Here is a 20,481-nt window from a genome sequence, read left to right as displayed (position 1 = left end):
CTTTCAGGAGCCCGAACTGTCCTCCCGAGGTGACGACTGAAGACGCCCGATCAAGCATTGTTCGGCGGCAACAGGAGGACCACGATGGCGAAAGCGAAGAAGAAGAAAAGCAAGAAGGCCAAAAAGGCCAAGAAGGCCAAGAAGGCCAAGAAGGCCGTAGCGGCGAAGAAGTCCGCGAAGAAGGCGACGAAGAAGAAGGCGGCCAAGAAGACCGCCAAGAAGTCTGCCAAGAAATCTGCCAAGAAGGCCGCCCCGAAGAAGGCTGCCAAGACGACTGCAAAGAAGTCGGCGGCCAAGAAGGCTGCTCCGAAGAAGGCCGCGAAGAAGGCGGCACCGAAGAAGGCGAAGGCAGCGCCTGCTCCGAAGCCGTCGGCACCGGCGGAGACTCCCGCGCCCGCCGAGACAAGCTGGGCGATGCCTTCGTCTTCTGCGGAAGCGGCGCCGGCCGAGGGGCAGGGGTAGGAAGGCGGTCTCTCATCGCCTTCGGACTGTCACTCGGGACTGTTACTCGGGATTGTTACTTGGGATTGTAACGAGAAGGCCGCGGCACCCCCCGGTGCTGCGGCCTTTTTGCATCGCGGAAGCCGCCCTTGGCGGCTGGCGCTCCGGGCCCACCCTGATTCGTAGCGAAGGTGTCACGCCGCCTGGCGATCCCCGGGTTTACACGGGTCTGCACTGCACCTTGGAATGCAAATAATGTGATCGAGAAGCCACACAGCCTGACAACCTTTCGTGAATTCGTCAAAACGCCTAAAAAGTCGGCAGATGCCCGTGCTTTTTGCTTCACGGTTCCTGTCCATCGATCCAAATTGCCGCAGTGACGCAATTTTGCAGGTAGGCCGCATGCCCCGGGGGGCTTCCGGGGGCGACTGCTAAGTAAGAACGGGTAGATGGGGATCGAAATGAAAAAAGTGGCTTTGTTGGCAACGGCGCTGGCAATGGTGACGACGGGTTCGGCGTTCGCGGCAGATCTGCGCGTGAAGGCATTGAAGGCCCCGCCGCCCCCGGCGTTCGATCCTTGGGATATCGCCTTCGGCGGCGGCATCATGAGCGATTACGTCTTCCGCGGCATCACCCAGTCGAACCATAAGCCGGCCGTCACGGCCTATTTCGAGCCTCGCTACAACGTCACCAAGGACTTGCAGCTCTACGTCGGTACGTCCGCCTCGAGCATCTCCTTCCCGAACCGCGCTGCGGCGGAAGTCGACTTCTACGGCGGTATCCGCCCGACCTTCGGCATGTTCGCCTTCGACTTCGGTCTCTGGGGCTACCTCTATCCGGGCGGACAATGCTTCGGCTCGCAGTACACATTGGCTCAGGGCAATTGTGGCGGCGACATCGACTACTCGCAGGGCGCAATCGGCCTTCCGATCAACGGCAACTTCGCCAAGAAGGACGCCAGCTTCTTCGAAGCCTACGCCAAGCTGAACGTCGTCATCAACGACCAGTGGACGGTCGGCTTCAACGAGTACTACTCGCCGAACTTCCTGAACCTCGGCGCCTGGGGCAATTACGCCTCGATCACGGCCAAGTGGACCGCCCCGAGCACAATCTTCGGTGCCAGCGGCGTCGGCATGTACGTGTCGGGTGAGTTCGGCCGGCAGTGGTTCGGCACTTCCGACATCTTCTACGGCATCGCGGGCGATCCGGTTTATGCGAACGGCATCAAGGAGCCGAGCTATAATACCTGGAACGTCGGCGTCGGCTTCACCTACAAGGTGTTCACGCTCGATCTGCGCTATCACGACACCGACCTGAACAAGGGCGACTGCAACGCCTTGACCAGCGATCACACCGCGAAGTTCACCGGAAGCTTCACCCCCATCAACCCGGGCGGCTTCGGCTCCAACTGGTGCAGCGCGGCCGGCGTGGCCAAGCTCTCGTTCGACCTGACGGCGATGAGCAATCTGAAGTAAGCTTCTTTCCGAAACGACTTCGCGAGGGCGGCAGGGCAACCTGCCGCCCTTTTGCTTTTCTCCACGCCGTCATGGCCGGGCTTGACGCATGTATGGAGTGACGACTCGAACTTAATGATCAGCGGCTACCCAGCGCTCGCCTCAGCGCGCGGCGCTCGGCTCCGCCGCAGTCCGCTCGCCGCCGACGACGTGGATCGCACCGTCCTTCACCAGCGCCACCTTGCGGGTGTGGAAGGCATCCAGCGTCGAGCGGTGGCCGATCGAGACGATGGTGGCCTGCGGCAGTCTCTCCGCCAGCAGCCGGTAGAGCCGGGCTTCCGACGGCTCGTCGAGCGAGGCGGTGGCTTCGTCCAGGAACAGATAGTCCGGCGCATGCAGCAGCGCGCGCGCTAGCCCGAGACGCTGCTGCTCGCCGAGCGAGAGCATCCTGTTCCAGTGGCCGTCCTCGTCCAGCCGCTCGGCGAGATCGGGCAGCCCGACCGCGATCAGGGCCTCGCGGACCTGCGCGGCGTCGAACGCGCCCGGCGCTGCCGGATAGACCACGGCATCGCGCAACACACCGACCGAGAAATAGGGCCGCTGCGGCAGCATCATCAGCTTTGCCTTTTCCGGGACCACAACCGTGCCGGTGCCGAACGGCCAGATGCCGGCGATGGCCCGGAACAGCGTGGACTTGCCGGAGCCGGACGGTCCGGTCACCAGCACGCGCTCCGAGGCCTGAATGGTGAAGGCCTTGGCGGCCACCAGCGGCGTGCCGTTGGGCAGGTTCACGCAGAGCTGCTCGAGGTCGATATGGCGGCCAGCGACTTCCAGCGCGATGGCAGGCTCATGCGCCGGCAGATTGACCGCCGAGGCGACCGACATCTCGAAGCCATCGAGACGGGCAACCACCGCACGCCATTCGGCCAGGGATCGGTAGGCGCTCACGAAGAAGGACAGGGCCTTCTGCACGCTGCCGAAGGCGGAGCCGGTCTGCACCATCCCTCCAAGTTGAATCTTACCGGCAAAATAGGCAGGCGCGGTGAGGATGAAGGGGAAGATCACGGCGGCTTGGGAATAGCTCGCCGTGAAAGCAGTCAGACGCTTGGTCCGGCTCATGATCGCGTACCAATTGCCGACGACATAGCCGTAGCGGTGCAGCAGTCGTTCGCGTTCGGCGCCTTCGCCCTTGAGCAGTGCGATCTGTTCGGAGTTCTCGCGCACGCGGACGAGGTTGAAGCGGAAGTCGGCCTCGTAGCGCTGCTGCTCGAAGTTGAGATTGACGAGAGGCGAACCGATCCAGTGCGTGAGCGCGGTGCCGAAGATCGCGTAGACGAGCGCCGCCCACACCAAATAGCCGGGGATGGGAAAGTCGAGGCCGGAGATATGCAGCGGTGCCGCGTTCGACAGCCCCCACAGAATGACCACGAACGAGAGCAGCGTGACGATCGAGGAGAGCAGCCCGATGCCGATATTGAGAGTCTGCTCGACGAAACTCCTGACGTCGTCGGTGATGCGTTGGTCCGGGTTGTCGGCCGCATCGCCCTTGAGCTGCATCCGATAGTGGGTCGCGCTATTCAGCCATTCGCCCAGATAGTGACGCGTCAGCCATTGCCGCCAGCGAATCTGGAGCCACTGATTGAGATAGAGCTGGTAGACGGAAAGCGCGACGCTGGCGCTCGCGAGCAGTGTGAAGACGCCCAGCTCCCAGACGAAGCCGTTCCAGTCGCGCTCCTGGAGATAATTGTAGAAGCGGCTGTACCATTGGTTCACGAGCACATCGATGGCGACCAGCAGCAGTTCGATCACGATCACCGCGGCGAGCAGGCCGCGGCCGGCCCATTTGTCCTCTGATCGGAAATAAGGGATGGCGATTCGCCAGACGATCGCGAGCGTGGCGCGGATGTTGTTCACAGAGCTGGATCTCCTCAGGGGATGTGCACGATGCCCAGAGCCAAATAGCTGAGGCGATGGCGGAAATGGGCGCGCTTAGACGAAAGTCGCAAGTTCTGCAATTTGCGTTGGATTGTCGCAGCCAGCAACCCTAGCATGGTGCCCGCCGGTGCGGGGCAGGGTGCTCCGGGATTTCGCGACCTTGTGAGCGGACGGGAACCGCCGATGCGCGAGAACTTCGCGCCGCGGCTGCAACTGGCTGCCGATCGCTTTCTCGTTCGGCGTGGTCTTCGAAGGCGCCCCGGGCTTCGCCATGCCGGTGCGCCTGCATCGACCATGCGCGAACCTTCTCAACGCCCCCGCCGTCTCATAGAAGGTGCGGCAAGTCAGGTCGGTCGAGAGGTCTCATGGTTTCGTTCCAGCGATTGGTGTGTGCGGCGGTTGCAATGTTCGCGATGTCCACACTCGCGCGTGCTCAGGAGGGGTTTCCGTTCGGCACCGAGATGACGCTGGAGGCGTTGCCGCAGGCAGGCTCGAAGCGGATTCCCAACATCGAGATCGGCGACAATGGCGAGGTCGTGCTGGAGCTCTGGTGCAAGGGCGGCAAGGGCCAGTTCTCGGTCGCCGGCAACACCGTGATCTTCGTGCCCGGCCAGATCCAGAACCGCAACTGTCCGCCGGCGAGAGCGCAGGCCGACGACGAGCTCGTCGCAGCCCTCGGCAGCGTCGAGACCTGGAAGCGCCAGGGCGACGTGCTGACGCTGATCGGCCCGAAGCCGCTGCGCTTCAGGACGACGGGGAATTAGGCCTCTGTCATTCCCCGCGAAGGCGGGGAATCCAGTACGCCGCAGCCTATCGATTCCATCGCTGCTGTCTCGGAGTACTGGATCGCCCGGTCAAGCCGGGCGATGACAGCGGTGGCTGTCTCAGCCTACTTCCACACCGACTTGTCGGCGTCCCAGCGCTGGCCCTTCAGCTCCTTGACGAGCGCCTCGATCGAGCCGTTGTCGTCGGGCAGATCGCCTTCTTCGTCGAGGCTGGCATCGTCGGACAGATTGAGCCTGGCACCGCTGCCCTCGTCGGCCGTCGTGGTCGCCGGGCTGCCGATCCAGAGCATGAGCTTGTCGGTGGTGCCCGGCTTGTCGGGCGAGACCAGGCCTGCAACCTCGATCGTGTCGGTGAGCTCGAGCGCCGGGAAGTCCTGGTTCGGCCGCTTGAACACCAGCTTGAGCCTGCCGGTGGCCGGGTTGAAGTTTTGCGTGACCGGCTTTGCCGCGAGCGTCCTGCTCAGCACGCTCGCCACCGCCGTTGCAAGCTTGCCCTTGTTGATCTTGTCGCCCTCGCGCCAGTCGGCCGCAGGGAAGCGGATGGTGCGGTCCATCTCGGTCATGCCCGCGGTCCAGCCTGCGGCGGTGACGCCCGGCATTGCCTTGAACTTCGCCAGCAGCGCGCCGGCGCGCTCGGGATCGACCGACATGGTGATGGTCTGCTCGCCCGCGCGCAGCGCGTCGCAGCCGACATTGAGGCTCGCCAGCGTCACCTCGACCTCCTGGCCCTTCAGGCTCTTCAGGAAGTCGGTCGCGGCGTCGAGCTTGACCTTGACCGCGATCGCTTCCGGCGAGACGTCGGTGAAATCCTTCGGCTGCGGCGTGATGCCGTCGTCGGAGGCCTGACTGTCCAGGAATTCCTTTTCGCTGAGATCGGAATTGTCCGGCGAGGTCACTTCGGTCACCGCCTGGCCGACCGCGATCTGGCCGCGGAATTCGAACATGTCGCCGGACTGCTTGCGCGTCAGCTTGACGCTGACCGGCGACTTCTCACTGATGCTCTGCGTCGTTCCGGTCAGCGTCTGGCCGGCGACCTGGAGGTTGACGACGAAGCGGTCCTTGCGGTCGGAGTTCTTCGCGATGGGGTAGCAGACGTCGAGCACCGCCGCGGTCAGCGTCTTGCCCTGGCGCGTCTCCTTCAGGATCACGTCGGCATTGCCGTCCATCAGCCCGTCCATCGCGGTGAAATAGCGCGTCTCGGTTCCCCCCGGCGCGGTCGCCTTCGGCGACAGCTTCATCTGGGCGGAGGCCTGCGGCGGAACGGCGAGCAGGGCCAGAACGGCCGTGGAGCAAACCAGAAGCGCACGCATCGATGACATCCTCGCGCAACGGCCATGATCCGGAAAGCGTGAAGCGGTCTCTAGGATCATGCCCAAACAATCAGAATCGGCGCGCCACCGTAGTGGGTTTTGGCCGCTGGTTGAATCGGAAAGCGAAACGGGCAGGGTCGGCAAAAAAGAAGGCCGCCCGGAGGCGGCCTTCGCAACTCTGTCACGGAACGGAAGGCTTAGAAGCCGCCCATGCCGCCGCCGGGGGGCATCGCGGGCGGAGCTTCCTTCTTCGGCATCTCGGCGACCATGGCTTCGGTAGTCACCAAGAGGCCGGCCACGGAAGAGGCGTCCTGCAGCGCGGTGCGCACCACCTTGGCGGGATCGATGATGCCCTTCTCGACCATGTCGACATAGTCCTCGTTCTGGGCGTCGAAGCCGAAGGTCTCGGACTTGTTCTCCAGGATCTTGCCGACCACGATCGAGCCTTCCACGCCGGCGTTCTCGGAGATCTGGCGGATCGGGGCTTCCAGCGCCTTCAGCACGATGTTGATGCCGGCCTGGACGTCGTCATTGGCGTTGGTGAGACGGCCGACCGCCTTCTTGGCGCGGAGCAGCGCGACGCCGCCGCCCGGGACGATGCCTTCCTGAACCGCGGCGCGGGTGGCGTTGAGCGCGTCCTCGACGCGGTCCTTCTTCTCCTTGACCTCGATCTCAGTGGCGCCGCCGACGCGGATCACCGCGACGCCGCCGGCGAGCTTGGCGAGGCGCTCCTGGAGCTTCTCGCGGTCGTAATCCGAGGTGGTCTCCTCGATCTGGGCCTTGATCTGGCCGACGCGGGCCTCGATGTCGGGCTTCTTGCCGGCGCCGTTGACGATCGTGGTGTTCTCCTTGTCGATCACCACCTTCTTGGCGCGGCCGAGCATCTTCACCGTGACGTTCTCGAGCTTGATGCCGAGCTCCTCGGAGATCAGCTGGCCGCCGGTCAGGATCGCGATGTCCTGCAGCATGGCCTTGCGGCGATCGCCGAAGCCCGGAGCCTTGACGGCCGCGACCTTGAGGCCGCCGCGGAGCCGGTTGACGACCAGGGTGGCCAGCGCCTCGCCCTCGACGTCCTCGGCGATGATGACGAGCGGCTTGCCCGACTGCACCACGGCTTCCAGCACCGGCAGCATGGCCTGCAGGCCCGAGAGCTTCTTCTCGTGCAGGAGGATGTAGGCGTCCTCGAGCTCGGCGGTCATCTTCTCGGCATTGGTGACGAAGTAGGGGCTGAGATAGCCGCGGTCGAACTTCATGCCCTCGACGATATCAACCTCGGTCTCGAGCGACTTGTTCTCCTCGACGGTGATGACGCCCTCGTTGCCGACCTTCTGCATCGCCTGGGCGATCATCTTGCCGATGGCGGCATCGCCGTTGGCCGAGATGGTGCCGACCTGGGCGACCTCGGAGGAGGCGGCGACCGGCTTGGCGCGCTTCTCGATGTCCTTGATGACGGCGGCAACCGCGGTGTCGATGCCGCGCTTGAGATCCATCGGGTTCATGCCGGCGGCGACCGCCTTGGCGCCTTCGCGCACGATGGCCTGGGCCAGCACGGTCGCGGTGGTGGTGCCGTCGCCGGCGAGGTCGTTGGTCTTGGAGGCGACCTCACGCACCATCTGGGCGCCCATGTTCTCGAACTTGTCCTCGAGCTCGATCTCCTTGGCGACCGTGACGCCGTCCTTGGTGATGCGGGGGGCGCCGAAGCTCTTCTCGATGACGACGTTGCGGCCCTTCGGGCCGAGCGTCACCTTGACGGCGTTGGCGAGAACGTCGACGCCGCGCAGCATGCGATCGCGCGCGTCTCCGGAAAACTTGACGTCTTTGGCAGCCATGGTCTGCAATCCCTCGTGTTATGTGATGTGTGTTGTCTTGTGCCGTGCGGCGGAACGATGGATGCCCGGATCGCCTGGATCCGGGCATGACATTCAGCGGCTGTTCAGGCGGACGGCCTTAGGCCAGCACGCCCATGATGTCCGACTCCTTCATGATCAGGAGCTCTTCGTTGTCGATCTTGACCTCGGTGCCCGACCACTTGCCGAACAGCACGCGGTCGCCGACCTTGAGGTCGATCGGGATCAGCTTGCCGGTCTCGTCGCGGCCGCCGGGGCCGACGGCGACGATCTCGCCCTGGGACGGCTTTTCCTTGGCCGTGTCCGGAATGATGATGCCGCCCTTGGTCTTTTCCTCGGCGTCGATACGTTTGACCACGACACGGTCATGCAGCGGACGAAATTTGGATTTAGCCATGACGTTTCCCTTTGGAGGCTCGCTTCGGAAGTAGTGGGGTCGGTGGGGCGGCGCTTCCGTCCCCCTCTCGTCGAGGATCAAACGGCGCGCTTAGCAATCGGGCTTTCCGAGTGCTAATAGTGGGTCCGGAAATATGGCTTGGCCGCGATCCTGTCAAGCAAAGGTGGTTAAGCGATTGTTGAGGCGGATATAGGATGGTGGCATTGGAAACTCGCTCGGGGCGTCGGCGTAAAGAACGACGTCATTGCTCCGGCAGCGGTTTTGCGCTTGGCTGCGGGAGGGGTGCGGCCATGGTCTTGTTCGGGGGAATGCCATGATCAGTTCGGCTCACGCGCGCACGGTTGCCAATCTGGCGGCCGCCTCTTGTCTGGCGCTGCTGCTGGGCGCCTGCGGCGGCGGCTTCAACCTGCCGTCCCTCACGTCGTCCCCGCCGCCGCCCGATGCCGAACCTGGCGTCGCTCCGGAAATGCCCGCCACCATCCGCGCCGACGAGATCGTCGGCCGCTGGGGCCTCGCCTCGTTCCAGAACCCGGCCGATCGCGCCCGCACCGAGAAGATGGCGCGCGAGCAATGCAGGAACCCCTACGTGATCACCGCCGGTTCCTCCGGTGGCGTGATCATGCATCTCGCCGACCAGGCGACGCCGCAGGAGCTGCGGCTGAAGGGCTCGCCGAGCGGCAAGAACTACATCGGGCCGGCCGGCCCGACCCCCGGCGATCAGGACCGCGAAATCGTCTCCTTCGACGGTCGCGTCATGATCACCCGCTTCATCGACAAGGACGCCGGCACCCGCTACGGCAACATGGTCTACGTCCGCTGCGCGCCGAGGGCGTGACGGTCTCTTACCCTCTCCCCTTGGGAGAGGGTGGCTCGCCGCGTAGCGGCGAGACGGGTGAGGGGTCTATCTCCTCACGAACGGTCTTGCGAGTCGAGAGAACCCTCATCCGGCGCTTCGCGCCACCTTCTCCCACAAGGGGAGAAGGGAAGAAGAGTTCACGATCTGCACCGGCCAAAACAAAAAACGCCGGCCCAAGGCCGGCGTTTTGTTATTCCGATGTCGTCGCCGCTCAGTCGAACAGCGCGTCGATGTCGTCCTGCGAGGCGTGGCCGACGTCGCCGGCGAGCTTGGGGCCGTTGAGGAGCTTCTCGTCCTCGCTGCGGTTGTCGACCTGCGCGGGCACATGGGACTTGATCGCGTCGACGCCGCCCCAGATCTCCATCATCGCGTTGATGTGCTGCTCGATGAACTTCATCGTGCCCATGACCTTGCTGATGCGCTGGCCGGTCAGGTCCTGGAAGTTGCAGGCTTCGAAGATCGAGATGACGCGTTCCTGGATGTCGTCGGCAAGGCGCTTCTGCTGATCGATCGAGTCCACCTTCGACATCGCGCTGGCGGCCTGGTCGATCGATTCCGCGGCTTCGAGGATCTGCTGGGTCGCCTGCTCGGTGCCGCCGACCACCGCGCCGAGCTCGCCGTTGACCTTGGCCATCTCGCCGCCGTCGAAGCTCTTGCCGTGCAGCGTCGCGATCTCGCGCTTGGTGCGGTCGATGGCGTCGTGGATGAGGTCGAGCTCGACCTTCAGCTTCTCGCACTGCTCGATCTGCGCCCGGTAGGTATCGAGCATGGTGCGCGCTTCGGCAAGCTCGTGCGCGGTCGAGGCGTCGATCGCCGCCATGGCAGCGCTGCCGGACAGCGGGGCCGCGACGATGCCCTTCGCCATCTGGGCGCGGATCGCGCGCAGCTCGGCCATGATCTCGCTATGCATCGGGAGTGCCTCTTCGGTTACGTCTACAATGGGCATCTCGCCACCGACGATATCTTCGACGCGAAAACGCTTGCGGTGAACAGCCATCAGGATACTCCCCCCACCTCACTCACGCGTCTTTGTAGGCAGAAGCGATTTAACACGAAGTTCACAGCAGGAACTGCTGATCGGCCGCGCGCGACGCGGCGCAAAGAAGCGATTAACCATCACCGCGCGGCGTTCATCGAAAATAAACGCTGATCGCCAAATTGCAGGCGCGCTCGCGACGTGGTGAATCCAAACGCGCTGTCCGTTTACCAAACAAAACGGCTTTTGCTTTTTATTGACCACGTCGAAGAGCGCGGATCAGCCACCGGCTCTCCACGACGCATGTGATCTAGACGAAACAGTACAGAGTACGTCGATGTTCAAGAAAATGTCTGTCGCGCTGCTCGGCAGCGCTTGCACCTTCATGGCCGGCGCGAACGACGCGGGCGCCTTCGACAACAGCGTGCCGAACGATCCGCCCGCGGTGCTGTACCAGCCGCGCGTGCCGCCGGCGCCGGTGCGCGTGGCGTCCCATTCCGACATGGGCGGCGGCTTCATCGAATTCCTGTTCGGCGATGGCCCCGGCCGCGGCCCGGCCTACGCGCCGGAGCGGCCGGTGTATCAGCAGCAGCCGGGCTATTACGACCAGCGGCGCCTGCCGCCGATGGGCGAGCCGCAGATGCAAGGTGGGTATCAACAAGGCGGATATCAGCAGGGCGCGTCTCTGCAGCAGGAGGCGGTCGATCCGCGGCAGCGTCCGTTCGATCCGAAATTCGAGAAACAACTCGTTGACTATAGCGGCAAGGAAAGTCCCGGCACGATCGTGGTCGATACGCCGAACAAGTTCCTCTATCTCGTCGAGGGCAACGGCCGGGCATTGCGCTACGGCATCGGCGTCGGCCGTCCCGGCTTCACCTGGTCCGGCGTGAAATCGATCACCGCCAAGCGCGAATGGCCGGACTGGACGCCGCCGGCGGAAATGCTCGCGCGCCGGCCCGATCTGCCCAGGCACATGGAAGGCGGCCCAGAAAATCCGCTCGGTGCCCGTGCGATGTATCTGGGATCGACGCTCTATCGCATCCACGGCTCCAACGAGCCCTGGACCATCGGCACCAACGTCTCCTCCGGCTGCATCCGCATGCGCAACGAGGACGTCATCGACCTCTACGGCCGCGTCAATGTCGGCACCAAGGTCGTGGTGATGTGAAGCGTCATGCGCTCGATGGAGCGATCAAGTCCGGGTGCCGCGTCGGCTCGAAATGCGCGGCGTCGAAGGGACGCTGCCGCCGCCAAACGTGTGCCTGAATAGTCCTACGTCCGCTGACGGTGCCTCGACCCGCGACGAGGGACAGCGGCGCGGCGAGGACGAGCTGATGAAGCCGAATGCGGTGCGCGAGCCGAGCGGTTCAGCCGCCGCACCGACAGCTCTGCCTTCCTGAGGCGCTCGTGCAGTCCCTCCAACTCGTACAATTCGGTGATGAGATGGGTCGTGACGTCGCTCAGGGTCGCGATGCGCTGTTGAAGTGAACTCATTCTTAAAACCCCCGACTGTAGCCAAGAGAGGCAGCCACGATGTGTGGCATAAGCAGTGTGTTCTTCCAATTGAACACCCATGTCCAAATTTGGAAATCCGGGAGTCTACGGCGGCGTGTGTCGGAGGACGATTTCGCCCGGCATGGTGAAGTCAGGCGCACCTCGTGACGTTCTGCACGGTGCTGTCCGACAACGCACGCACTAGTCATATTATATCGAATGGCATCATGGCGTGTGGTGGCAGAGCAGAAGTGCGTTGAGCTCTGCTTGAACAGAAATCGGCCGCCCGGAGGCGGCCGTTCCACATCTGTCGGTCGAATGGCCTACGCGTAATCGCTGCCGCCGTCGTCGTCGCCGCCGAAATCGCTGTTGTCGGCCGTGTCGAAGCTGTCGTCGTGATCGTTGCCGTAGTTCTGGTCGTAGTTGTCGCGCTCGTTCGACGCCTGGTCGAAGAAGCCCTGGCGGGATTCCCGGTTCGAGCCAATGTCATCGAGGCCGGCCTCGCGCGCCAGCGAGCCGCCGGACTGATCGCCGCCGCCCCAAGGACTTCCACCAGCGCTGCGGTCGCCGAGCGCGTTGCTGTCGCCAAAACCCTGCTGGTGCGATCCGCCCATCATGCCGCGGATGCTCGAGAGCAGCAGCGAGCCGCCGACGACGCCGGCCGCGGCTGCCGCCGCCGTGCCGAGGAACGAGCCGCCGCCACCGCCGATCGGCGGAGCGCCCTGACCCGGACCTTGGCCGTAAGCCTGTCCGTAAGGCGGCGCGCCGTAACCCGGCTGGCCTTGCGGCATCGCCTGGCCGGTGTTCCAAGCCGGACGCTGCTCACGCTGCGGCACATTCGGCACCGAGCCGCGGGACGGGCCGCCGCCAAACAATGTGTCGCGCATGGTGTCGAGGAAGCCGCCGGACTGCGCCTGCTCGGGCGCGTGGGCCGCTTCCAGCTCCTGGATGCGGGCATTGGCGCGCTTCAGCGCTTCGTCCTGGACCAGCGTGGTCTGCACCAGCGCGTAGATGGCGCCGGGCGCCTTGCGCAGCCCGTCGGAGATCGCGGCGATCGCATCGGGATCGCGCTGTGCATTCTCCAGCTTAGAAAGCCGGTCAAAAAGGTCGTCGACGAGCTGGCGTTCCTGCGGCGTCATGATCTGTCTCCTTCGCGCCAAACCAAGCGCGAGAGGAGATGTAGGGTTCCATTATGGCCCCAACAGTGCCGGCCGGATTAAATTTCGGTATGCGACAAGCTGCCTCGCCGCTTCGGCAGATTCCTCGCGTCTTCGGCGGTTTCCTTCATCAGAAGTGGGACGTCGTGACCCATGCGGCTAACGGAGCGACCGTCCTCGTGGAAGCCTTCGGCCCGGTAAACGCCGAAAGACGTCTCCGTCAGCGTGAAACGCCAGCCTGGTAGCTCTGGAAAAGGGCGGTCTCGATTGTCCATGAGGACAACATATCACTCCAATGTCACGTTGCTGTCGGCCAGCAGGCGCGCGAAGGCATCGCCCGCGAGATAGGCGTGCTCGCGCTCGCGGACGTCGGTCATCGGATCGAGGCCGGTAAGGACATCATCGACAAAGCCGGGATGGCACATCACGAGGCCGCCGTCGGGGAGACCTTCCAGGAATTGCCGCATCAGCGCGCCGAAATCGGCGGCGCGCGTGAAATCATAGGCGCCGGCGAAGCCGGGGTTGAAGCTGAGGCCGGCGCTGCCGGCGCGGCGGCGGAATTGCGCGCTGAGGATATCGAGCACCATGGCCTTGGGGGAGGCCAGCCGCTGCCGCAGCGGCAGGTCGCGGCCGCCCTGACGCACCCAGGAGTTCGGCGCGACTTCGCTGACCGCATCGACAAAGCCGTCGCGCACCTGCGGGAAGAGCTGCACATGCTGGTGACCGTCGACGAAGTCGGGGGTGCGTCCGAACGCGTCCATGAAGGCGGCCAGCTGTGCCTTCACCTCGTTGCGGATGAATTCACGGTCGAGCCGGCGCATCAGTCCGGCGCGCAGCAGCTTGGGAAAGGCGAAGAACATGTCGCCGTCCAAGGGGCGGAAATGCATGGTGAGCGGCCGGAACGGCGCCGACAGCGTCACGTGCAATCCGATCGCGCATCGCGGGCTTTGCGTTGCCGAAGCCTGCAGCGCCTCGACGTCGCCGCGCGCGATCGCGGGTCCCACCATCATCACCGAGGTCGCATTGAGGCGGCCGCGTTCGATCAGGTCGCGGATGGCGCGGTTGACGCCCGGGCTGATGCCGTAATCGTCGGCGCAGAGCCAGATCCGCCGCGGGCTCGCGGCCACGCTCATTCGGCTGCCGTCCTGCTCGCGGCATCATCAGCCTCGGAATGCTTCTCACTGTGCTCGGCGACGAAGTAGATCGGCCGCGCCTTCAGCTCGGAGAGGATCTTGCCGATATATTCGCCGACGATGCCGATCATGATGAGCTGCACGCCGCCGATCGTCATCAGTCCGATCACGAGCGAAGGATAGCCGGGCACCTGCTTGCCGGTCGTGAACACCTCCCAGAGGATCGAAAGGCCGAACAGGAAGGCGCCTCCTGCGAGAATGACGCCGAGCAGGCTGGCGAAGCGCAAGGGCGCCACTGAAAAGGACGTCAGGCCCTCGATCGACAGGCCAAGCAGGCTCGCGGCGTTGAAAGTGGTGACGCCATGGGCACGCGCTGCGGGCTCGTAGTCGACGCGGATCTGGCGGAAACCGATCCAGCTGGCGAGGCCCTTGAAGAAGCGGTTGCGTTCCGGCAGCTGCCTCAGCGCCGCGACCGCGCGCGGCGACAGCAGGCGGAAATCGCCGGCGTCCTCCGGAATCTTCTGACGGGCGCCCCAATTGATCAGCGCGTAGAAGCCGTGCACCGCGACCCGGCGCAGGAAGGACTCGTTGTCGCGATGCGCCTTGGCGGTATAGACGACGTCATAGCCGTCATCGATCCAGTGCCGCACCAGCTGTTCGACCAGCGCCGGCGGATGCTGGCCGTCGCCGTCCATGAACATCACCGCGCCGAGGCGGGCATGGTCGAGGCCCGCCATCAGCGCGGCCTCCTTGCCGAAATTGCGCGACAGCGACACCACCTGGACGTCGATGGCGTCGGCCGGCAATGACCGCGCGATCGACAGCGTCGCATCCTTGCTGCCGTCGTCGACATAGACGACTTCGCAAGACAGGCGATAGCGCTGCCGCAGGGTCTTGGCGAGCTCGCAGATGCGCTGATGCAGGCCGGCAAGGCCAGCCGCCTCGTTGTAGACGGGGATGACGATCGACAGCCCCTTCGCGGCGGCGCTGGCTGCGGTGGTCGTCATGCCGGATACGTCAGAGCCCAGCGTCATCGATCAAGGTTCCAGAGGTGTTTAGGTCTTCTCAACCGCATATGGTAGCTGCCGTTTGCTGTCGCAAAGCTGAACAAACCTTGGGCTCACCGCCGCAGGAACGCCTCCAGCCTGGCGAACAGCGGATTCTCGCGGTCGAACACGTAGTCGAGCGACACCACCGAGACGGTCTCGGCGCCATGCTCGCGCAGGAAGCTCGCCAGCGCGTAGAGCTGCCCCGGTGGGCAGTGCAGGGTCAGCATGCCTGACGAGGTCGGACCGCCGAACGGGGCCTCCACGCCGAACCGGCTGTGGGCTTCCCCGAGCAGGGCGGCATCGCATTGCCGGAAGCGGGTGCGGACTTCGCGGTACTTGTTGGCCCGCGCCCGCGCTGCGATGTGATCGAGGATGACACGCGCCGTCTCGCGCGCCTGCGGCGACCAGTCGGCCTCCTTGGCGGCCACCAGATTGGCCTGGCTGCGCAGGATCACGCCGTCGTCGAGCACCCGCAGGCCGTTGGCCGCAAGCGTCGCGCCGGTCGTGGTGATGTCGACGATCAGCTCGGCGCTGCCGGCCGCGGGCGCCCCTTCGGTGGCGCCCGCGCTCTCGACGATGCGGTAATCGCTGATGCCGTGAGCCTGGAAGAAGCCGCGGGTGAGGTTGACGAATTTGGTCGCGACCCGCATCCGCATGTGATGCTGCTCGCGGAAGCCGGTGGTGACGTCGTCAAGGTCGGCCATGGTGCGGACGTCGATCCAGGCCTGCGGCACCGCGACGACGACGTCGGCATAGCCGAAGCCGAGCCCGTCGATCAGCGACACGCGCTTGTCGGCATCGGCGATGTTCTCGCGCACCAGGTCTTCGCCGGTGACGCCGAGATGCGCGAAGCCGCGCGACAATTGCGCGGCGATCTCGCTCGCCGAGAGATAGGCGACCTCGACATTGTCGAGGCCTGCGATGGTGCCGCGGTAGTCGCGGGCGCCGCCGGCCTTCGACAGTTTGAGGCCGGCACGGGCAAAGAAGGCCTCAGTGTTCTCCTGCAGGCGGCCCTTGGAGGGAACGGCCAGAACGAATGGCGCGCTCATGATTTTACGCTCCCACCTTGCGGCCGATCCGGTTCAGCGCCTCCACCCAGACCGAGAAGCCGACCGCCGGAATCGGCTCAGCTGATCCGAGCTGGGTCATCAGCCCGTCGTAGCGGCCGCCGGCGACCAGCGGCTCGGTGCCGTTGCCGCTTTGATGCAGCTCGAACTCGAAGCCGGTGTAATAATCGAGCCCGCGCCCGAACGCGGTCGAGAAACGAATCTGCCTCACGTTGATGCCGCGCGCGGCCATGAAGCCGACCCGGCTCTCGAACTGATCGATAGCAGATGCGAGATCGAGCTTCGCGTCCGTCGTGAGTGCGCGCAGCTCGGCGATGGCGTCGTCTGGATTGCCCGATATCGACAGGAAGCGCTTGAGCACGGCAATGGCCTCGCGCGGCAGCGCGCCGCCCTTCAGCGTCGATTGCTCAAGGAAGCGATCGGCGATCTCGGCCGTGGTGCGGCCGCCGACGTTGGTGGTACCGGCGATCGACATCAGATCGGTGACGAAGGCGAGCGCCGCCTTGCGGTCGGAGCCGGCAAGGGCCGCCAGCACGCCCTCATACTCGCTGCGCGTCGCGGTGGTCGCGGCCGCCAGCCGCTCCAGATCCTGCTCCAGGCTGATCTTGCGGTTGAAATCCTTGACCAGGCGGCGCCGCCAGACCGGATAGAGATTGAGGGCGTCGAGCAGCGCATTGAACAAGGCGACATCGCCCGTGCGGATCTCGACGTCGCGGACGCCGAAGGCGGCCGTCGCCTCCAGCCCCAGCGCCAGCATCTCGGCATCGGCCGCGGCGCGATCCTGACGGGCGAACGATTCGATGCCGGCCTGTAGGAATTCACGGGCCTGGCCGCTACGGTAGCGGAACACCGGACCGAGATAGCTGAACCCCGCCGGCTGGCCGGCGCGCCCCGAGGCCAGATAGTCGCGCGCGACAGGAATGGTCAGGTCCGGGCGCAGGCAGAGCTCCTCGCCGGAGAGGTCGGTGGTCAGGTACAGGCTCTTGCGGATGTCCTCGCCGGAGAGGTCCAGGAACGGCTCGGCCGGCTGCAGGATGGCGGGTTCGGCCCTCACATAGCCGGCCTGCGCAAACGACAAGAGCAGCGTATCCGCCCAGGCGGCGGAGCCGGCAGCATTTGAGGTGGCAGTCGCGGTCATCTCTGCGGTCCATCGCCCGGCGGAACCGGGCAGGCAAGGGGAGGCGAATTGGCGCAGCCCTTAGCATGGCCCGACAGCGGTTTCGACCTCCAAAGGATCAATCGCTTAACGGGTGGCTCATTCGTCATGGCCGGGCTTGTCCCGGCCGTCCACGCCTTGCCCTCCGGCGCAAAGGACGTGGATGCCCGGGACAAGCCCGGGCATGACGACGCCATGCGTTTGCACCGCTGACGAAGTTAGCTGGCCTTTCCGCTCCAATCCCCCAGCACCGCTTGCACCAGCGCCAGGGCGGCGACCGCGGCGGTGTCCGCCCGCATGATGCGGGGGCCGAGCGCCAGCCGCAGGATTTTGGGCTGGCGCAGCAACAGCGCCCGCTCTTCCTCGGCAAAACCGCCCTCGGGGCCGATCAGCACGTCGATACCGCGTCCGACCTCGCGCGCGCCTTGCAGGTTCTGAATGGGATTCTGGACCTCCGCCGCCTCGTCGCAGAAGATCAGCAGGCGGTCGGCGGGCCGCTGGCTCAGGAAGCGCTCCAGCGGCACCGGCTCGGCCACGCTGGCGATGCTGAGGATGCCGCATTGTTCGGCCGCCTCGACCACATTGGCGCGCATCCGCTCGGTGTTCACCCGGGACGCCTGGGTGAACCGGGTCAGCACCGGCTGCAGGGCGGCGGCGCCCATCTCGATGGCCTTCTGCACCATGTAGTCCAGCCGGGCATGTTTGAGCGGGGCAAAGACGTAAGTGAGGTCGGCGAGATGGTCCTGGGGCCGGGTCTGCTGCAGGATCACGAGGCCGTCCGGCCGCTTGCGGCCCTCGATGGCGGCCTGCCACTCGCCATCCCTGCCGTTGAAGGCCAGGACCTCGGCCCCGGCCGCCAGCCGCAGCACATTGCCGAGATAGTTGCTCTGGTCGCGGTCGAGCGGCACCCTGGCGTCCTGGGCCAGGGGGGCATCGACGAACAGGCGGGGGGCGCGAAAATCGTGGGAAGGCATCGCTTGGGATCCGATTACCGGCCGTTCTTAACCGAAAGGCGCCATTTCGGGGGTAAATATTGCCGAACTGGTGCGTCCCAGCGCCGCGCTCTCGCCCTATTCCACGGGTTGTTAAGCGCCGGCGGGAATCGTAAAAACGCGAACATGCTGGTCGCGCTTCAATTGGGAAGCCCTGAACCCGTAAGCTCCTGCCGGAGAGACTGTCTTGATGATCCGCCATTTGATGGTTCCGATCACTGCCGCCATGGTGGTCATGGGTGCTGCGGGCGCGTCTGCGCAAAGCGCGTTCCCGGCGCCGCTGCCCAACCAGCCTGCCGCCAATTCCCCATTTCCTCCGGTTAACGGTTCGGCACCCGCTGCTTCGCTCGGTGCGGCGCCGCAATCGTCCTTTCCCGTGAACGGTGCTGCCCCGATCGGTGGCGCCGGCGCCTTCAGCGCGGCTCCCCCGACGCAGGCCGGTCCCGGCGAGGACTGCATGAAGGCATTCATTCCGCTGCGCGAGGAAGCCGAGAAGCGCGGCAAGCTGATCAAGGCCGCGAGCGATCGTCGCGCGCAACCGGACGAGGCCTGCAAGCTGATCCGCAATTTCAGCCAGGCTGAAGTCAAGATGATCAAGTACATCGAGACCAATGCCGCCAAATGCGGAATCCCGCCCCAGATCGGTGCGCAGCTGAAGGAAGGTCACAAGAACACCGAGGCCATGGCGACGAAGGTCTGCAACGTCGCGCAACAGATGCAGAACCAGCCGCGCGGTCCGGCCGGTCCGTCGCTGAGCGAGGTGCTGGGCTCTGGCTCCGCGCCCGAGGCTAACGCCGGCAAGAAGGGCGGCAGCACCTTCGATACGCTCAACGGCAACGTCCTGACCCGATGAGCGATACATCCGCCCGCGTTGCCGATTCCACCGGCAACTGGGTCGATACGCTCGCGCCGCATTGGGCGCGGCCTTACCTGCGCCTGTCCCGCTTCGATCGCCCGATCGGCTCCTGGCTTCTCCTGATGCCATGCTGGTGGTCGGCGGCGCTGGCCGCCGGCATGGCGCATGACGTTCGCGGCCTGCCGCTCACCATCGTGCTGTTCTTCATCGGCGCTTTCGTCATGCGCGGGGCCGGCTGCACCTGGAACGACATCACCGATCGCGACCTCGACGGCAAGGTCGAGCGCACGCGCTCGCGGCCGCTGCCGTCGGGGCAGGTGACCACCAGGCAGGCGCTGGTCTTCATGGTCGCGCAGGCGCTGGTCGGTCTTGCGGTGCTGCTGCAGTTCAACCGCTTCGCGATTGCAACGGGCATCGCCTCACTCCTGATCGTCGCGATCTATCCCTTCATGAAGCGCATCACCTGGTGGCCGCAGATCGTGCTCGGGCTCGCCTTCTCCTGGGGCGCGTTGATGGGGTTTGCCGTCACCTTCGGCCGCATCGACGCCACCGCGCTCGTGCTCTATGCCGGCGCGATCTCCTGGGTGATCGGCTATGACACCATCTACGCGCATCAGGACACTGAGGACGACGCGTTGATCGGCATCAAGTCGACCGCGCGCCTGTTCGGCGCGCATACGCGCCAGGCGCTGGTCCTGTTCTACGGGCTCGCGGTGATGCTGATCGGCGTCGCGCTGGCATCTGGCGAAGCGCGCTGGCCGGCCTGGCTTGGGCTTGCCGCCTTCGCCGCGCATCTGGTGTGGCAGATCGTGCGGCTAAATATCGCCGATGGCGCGCTCTGCCTTCGCCTGTTCAAGTCGAACAAGCATGCGGGCCTGTTGCTGTTTGCGGGATTGCTCGCGGACGCGATGATGCGAGCGGCGTGACGCGAAAATGCGTAGGGTGGATTAGCGAAGCGTAATCCACCAACTTCTATCCGAGGGGAAAGCAATAGGTGGGTTACGCCCTTCGGGCTAACCCACCCTACGACACCTGTGATTGCCGCCTAATTCCTCGCGATGATCTCGCGCTCGCCCTGATGAACCGGCAGCTCGCGCGCCATTGCGGTGCGCCGGCGCATCAAGAATTTCGGACGGCGGGCGCGGATCGCATTGGCGCGGCGGCGGCGCGGTGCGGGTTTGCGCGCGCCTTCGTCGAGCTGCGGCAGCGCAAAGATCTCGCTCCAGATCGCCCAGGCCTGCGCGATCTCGTCCGCGTCCGCGCTGATCAGTAGCGGGATGGACAGCGAAGGATCGCGATGCACGAGGACGAGCGTCTGCGTCTCGTCATTGCCGCGGAGCGCAACGCCGGTGAAGTCGGCGACGCGCACGTTGATCGCCATCTGCATGCCGCGCACGGCACGGCGCAGCACGACACGCTCGCGATGAAGCTCGATCTGCCTGACATGTCCGTCGGCGCGCGGATCATGCGCATCGAAGCGGACCGGAAGGGAAAGAGGGTCGAGCCGCAGGGAGCGGCTCGACCCGGCGGGGTGGACCCCGCATGTTGCTGTTTGACGCCTCACGGCTTCGTTCTC

The 20,481-nt window shown here is 65.1% G+C and carries 19 protein-coding genes; 7 read left to right on the top strand and 12 right to left on the bottom strand.

What is annotated here, in order from left to right; genetic code table 11:
* Window positions 1–84: 84 nt before the first annotated feature.
* Window positions 85–462 carry a hypothetical protein gene (locus GA0061099_RS22290; protein ID WP_036027048.1) on the top strand — a complete coding sequence of 126 codons (378 nt, stop codon included), beginning with the start codon at window positions 85–87 and terminating at the stop codon, window positions 460–462.
* A gap of 440 nt (window positions 463–902) precedes the next feature.
* A complete protein-coding gene (locus tag GA0061099_RS22285) occupies window positions 903–1,916 on the top strand; it encodes a TorF family putative porin (protein WP_036027050.1) in 1,014 nt (337 codons plus the stop codon).
* 141 nt (window positions 1,917–2,057) lie between these two features.
* Here the strand turns inward: GA0061099_RS22285 and GA0061099_RS22280 are convergent, their stop codons facing one another.
* Window positions 2,058–3,809: an ABC transporter ATP-binding protein/permease gene (locus tag GA0061099_RS22280; protein ID WP_036027052.1), complete on the bottom strand. Its 1,752-nt coding sequence runs from the start codon at window positions 3,807–3,809 to the stop codon at window positions 2,058–2,060.
* A gap of 386 nt (window positions 3,810–4,195) precedes the next feature.
* Between GA0061099_RS22280 and GA0061099_RS22275 the strand changes: the two genes are divergently transcribed.
* Window positions 4,196–4,594, top strand: a complete 399-nt coding sequence (locus GA0061099_RS22275) for an META domain-containing protein (RefSeq protein ID WP_036014293.1) — start codon at window positions 4,196–4,198, stop codon at window positions 4,592–4,594.
* Between the two features lie 125 nt (window positions 4,595–4,719).
* On the opposite strand, the gene GA0061099_RS22270 is transcribed toward GA0061099_RS22275, so the two are convergent.
* The 3 genes from GA0061099_RS22270 to GA0061099_RS22260 form a co-directional block, all read right to left on the bottom strand.
* A complete protein-coding gene (locus GA0061099_RS22270) occupies window positions 4,720–5,925 on the bottom strand; it encodes a hypothetical protein (protein WP_036027054.1) in 1,206 nt (401 codons plus the stop codon).
* Window positions 5,926–6,122: 197 nt separating this feature from the next.
* A complete protein-coding gene (gene groL, locus GA0061099_RS22265) occupies window positions 6,123–7,754 on the bottom strand; it encodes a chaperonin GroEL (protein ID WP_074448045.1) in 1,632 nt (543 codons plus the stop codon).
* Window positions 7,755–7,872: 118 nt separating this feature from the next.
* Entirely contained in the window at window positions 7,873–8,169 is a 297-nt protein-coding gene (locus tag GA0061099_RS22260) for a co-chaperone GroES (protein WP_008544107.1), read from the bottom strand.
* A gap of 313 nt (window positions 8,170–8,482) precedes the next feature.
* Here GA0061099_RS22260 and GA0061099_RS22255 point away from each other — a divergent pair, with 313 nt between their 5' ends.
* Window positions 8,483–9,004, top strand: coding sequence for a hypothetical protein (locus tag GA0061099_RS22255; protein ID WP_036027056.1), 522 nt, complete (start codon window positions 8,483–8,485; stop codon window positions 9,002–9,004).
* Window positions 9,005–9,236: 232 nt separating this feature from the next.
* On the opposite strand, the gene GA0061099_RS22250 is transcribed toward GA0061099_RS22255, so the two are convergent.
* On the bottom strand, window positions 9,237–10,022 hold the full coding sequence (locus GA0061099_RS22250; protein ID WP_036014285.1) for a protein phosphatase CheZ: 786 nt from the start codon (window positions 10,020–10,022) through the stop codon (window positions 9,237–9,239).
* A gap of 316 nt (window positions 10,023–10,338) precedes the next feature.
* On the opposite strand from GA0061099_RS22250, the gene GA0061099_RS22245 reads away from it, so the two are divergent.
* Window positions 10,339–11,169 carry a L,D-transpeptidase gene (locus GA0061099_RS22245; RefSeq protein ID WP_036027057.1) on the top strand — a complete coding sequence of 277 codons (831 nt, stop codon included), beginning with the start codon at window positions 10,339–10,341 and terminating at the stop codon, window positions 11,167–11,169.
* Between the two features lie 649 nt (window positions 11,170–11,818).
* Here the strand turns inward: GA0061099_RS22245 and GA0061099_RS22235 are convergent.
* From GA0061099_RS22235 to GA0061099_RS22200, 6 genes are all read right to left on the bottom strand, one after another.
* On the bottom strand, window positions 11,819–12,634 hold the full coding sequence (locus tag GA0061099_RS22235) for a DUF2076 domain-containing protein (RefSeq protein ID WP_036014279.1): 816 nt from the start codon (window positions 12,632–12,634) through the stop codon (window positions 11,819–11,821).
* 305 nt (window positions 12,635–12,939) lie between these two features.
* Window positions 12,940–13,785, bottom strand: coding sequence for a ChbG/HpnK family deacetylase (locus GA0061099_RS22225; RefSeq protein ID WP_036027067.1), 846 nt, complete (start codon window positions 13,783–13,785; stop codon window positions 12,940–12,942).
* On the bottom strand, window positions 13,782–14,819 hold the full coding sequence (locus GA0061099_RS22220; protein WP_036014274.1) for a glycosyltransferase family 2 protein: 1,038 nt from the start codon (window positions 14,817–14,819) through the stop codon (window positions 13,782–13,784). The genes GA0061099_RS22225 and GA0061099_RS22220 overlap by 4 nt, the downstream gene beginning before the upstream one ends.
* Window positions 14,820–14,905: 86 nt before the next feature.
* The gene (gene hisG / locus GA0061099_RS22215) at window positions 14,906–15,883 is read right to left on the bottom strand and encodes an ATP phosphoribosyltransferase (protein WP_036014272.1); all 978 of its coding nucleotides are present in this window, start codon (window positions 15,881–15,883) and stop codon (window positions 14,906–14,908) included.
* 4 nt (window positions 15,884–15,887) lie between these two features.
* Window positions 15,888–17,039 carry an ATP phosphoribosyltransferase regulatory subunit gene (locus tag GA0061099_RS22210; protein WP_036027068.1) on the bottom strand — a complete coding sequence of 384 codons (1,152 nt, stop codon included), beginning with the start codon at window positions 17,037–17,039 and terminating at the stop codon, window positions 15,888–15,890.
* Between the two features lie 236 nt (window positions 17,040–17,275).
* The gene (locus GA0061099_RS22200; RefSeq protein WP_036014268.1) at window positions 17,276–18,031 is read right to left on the bottom strand and encodes a 16S rRNA (uracil(1498)-N(3))-methyltransferase; all 756 of its coding nucleotides are present in this window, start codon (window positions 18,029–18,031) and stop codon (window positions 17,276–17,278) included.
* Between the two features lie 208 nt (window positions 18,032–18,239).
* On the opposite strand from GA0061099_RS22200, the gene GA0061099_RS22195 reads away from it, so the two are divergent.
* Window positions 18,240–18,902, top strand: coding sequence for a hypothetical protein (locus GA0061099_RS22195; RefSeq protein ID WP_036027070.1), 663 nt, complete (start codon window positions 18,240–18,242; stop codon window positions 18,900–18,902).
* Complete coding sequence (ubiA, locus tag GA0061099_RS22190) at window positions 18,899–19,831, top strand: 4-hydroxybenzoate octaprenyltransferase (protein ID WP_036027071.1); 933 nt, start codon at window positions 18,899–18,901, stop codon at window positions 19,829–19,831. Before GA0061099_RS22195 ends, ubiA begins: the two co-directional genes overlap by 4 nt.
* A 119-nt stretch (window positions 19,832–19,950) precedes the next feature.
* On the opposite strand, the gene GA0061099_RS22185 is transcribed toward ubiA, so the two are convergent.
* Entirely contained in the window at window positions 19,951–20,469 is a 519-nt protein-coding gene (locus tag GA0061099_RS22185; protein ID WP_074448043.1) for a DUF6101 family protein, read from the bottom strand.
* Between the last annotated feature and the right edge of the window lie 12 nt (window positions 20,470–20,481).

It is taken from the genome of Bradyrhizobium yuanmingense (assembly GCF_900094575.1).
GTDB classification, from domain to species: Bacteria; Pseudomonadota; Alphaproteobacteria; order Rhizobiales; family Xanthobacteraceae; genus Bradyrhizobium; species Bradyrhizobium yuanmingense.
Note: the sequence above shows the minus strand (reverse complement) of the source record. Positions and strands in the feature narration are given on the sequence as shown.

Bases quoted from the DNA above. Each gene is read 5' to 3' on its own strand.
- GA0061099_RS22220 (WP_036014274.1), bottom strand. From the start codon at position 14,819: ATGACGCTGGGCTCTGACGTATCCGGCATGACGACCACCGCAGCCAGC.
- GA0061099_RS22275 (WP_036014293.1), top strand. From the start codon at position 4,196: ATGGTTTCGTTCCAGCGATTGGTGTGTGCGGCGGTTGCAATGTTCGCG.
- GA0061099_RS22285 (WP_036027050.1), top strand. From the start codon at position 903: ATGAAAAAAGTGGCTTTGTTGGCAACGGCGCTGGCAATGGTGACGACG.
- GA0061099_RS22195 (WP_036027070.1), top strand. From the start codon at position 18,240: ATGATCCGCCATTTGATGGTTCCGATCACTGCCGCCATGGTGGTCATG.
- ubiA (WP_036027071.1), top strand. From the start codon at position 18,899: ATGAGCGATACATCCGCCCGCGTTGCCGATTCCACCGGCAACTGGGTC.
- groL (WP_074448045.1), bottom strand. From the start codon at position 7,754: ATGGCTGCCAAAGACGTCAAGTTTTCCGGAGACGCGCGCGATCGCATG.
- GA0061099_RS22290 (WP_036027048.1), top strand. From the start codon at position 85: ATGGCGAAAGCGAAGAAGAAGAAAAGCAAGAAGGCCAAAAAGGCCAAG.
- GA0061099_RS22250 (WP_036014285.1), bottom strand. From the start codon at position 10,022: ATGGCTGTTCACCGCAAGCGTTTTCGCGTCGAAGATATCGTCGGTGGC.
- GA0061099_RS22270 (WP_036027054.1), bottom strand. From the start codon at position 5,925: ATGCGTGCGCTTCTGGTTTGCTCCACGGCCGTTCTGGCCCTGCTCGCC.
- GA0061099_RS22200 (WP_036014268.1), bottom strand. From the start codon at position 18,031: ATGCCTTCCCACGATTTTCGCGCCCCCCGCCTGTTCGTCGATGCCCCC.
- GA0061099_RS22245 (WP_036027057.1), top strand. From the start codon at position 10,339: ATGTTCAAGAAAATGTCTGTCGCGCTGCTCGGCAGCGCTTGCACCTTC.
- GA0061099_RS22225 (WP_036027067.1), bottom strand. From the start codon at position 13,785: ATGAGCGTGGCCGCGAGCCCGCGGCGGATCTGGCTCTGCGCCGACGAT.
- GA0061099_RS22210 (WP_036027068.1), bottom strand. From the start codon at position 17,039: ATGACCGCGACTGCCACCTCAAATGCTGCCGGCTCCGCCGCCTGGGCG.
- GA0061099_RS22255 (WP_036027056.1), top strand. From the start codon at position 8,483: ATGATCAGTTCGGCTCACGCGCGCACGGTTGCCAATCTGGCGGCCGCC.
- GA0061099_RS22235 (WP_036014279.1), bottom strand. From the start codon at position 12,634: ATGACGCCGCAGGAACGCCAGCTCGTCGACGACCTTTTTGACCGGCTT.
- hisG (WP_036014272.1), bottom strand. From the start codon at position 15,883: ATGAGCGCGCCATTCGTTCTGGCCGTTCCCTCCAAGGGCCGCCTGCAG.
- GA0061099_RS22260 (WP_008544107.1), bottom strand. From the start codon at position 8,169: ATGGCTAAATCCAAATTTCGTCCGCTGCATGACCGTGTCGTGGTCAAA.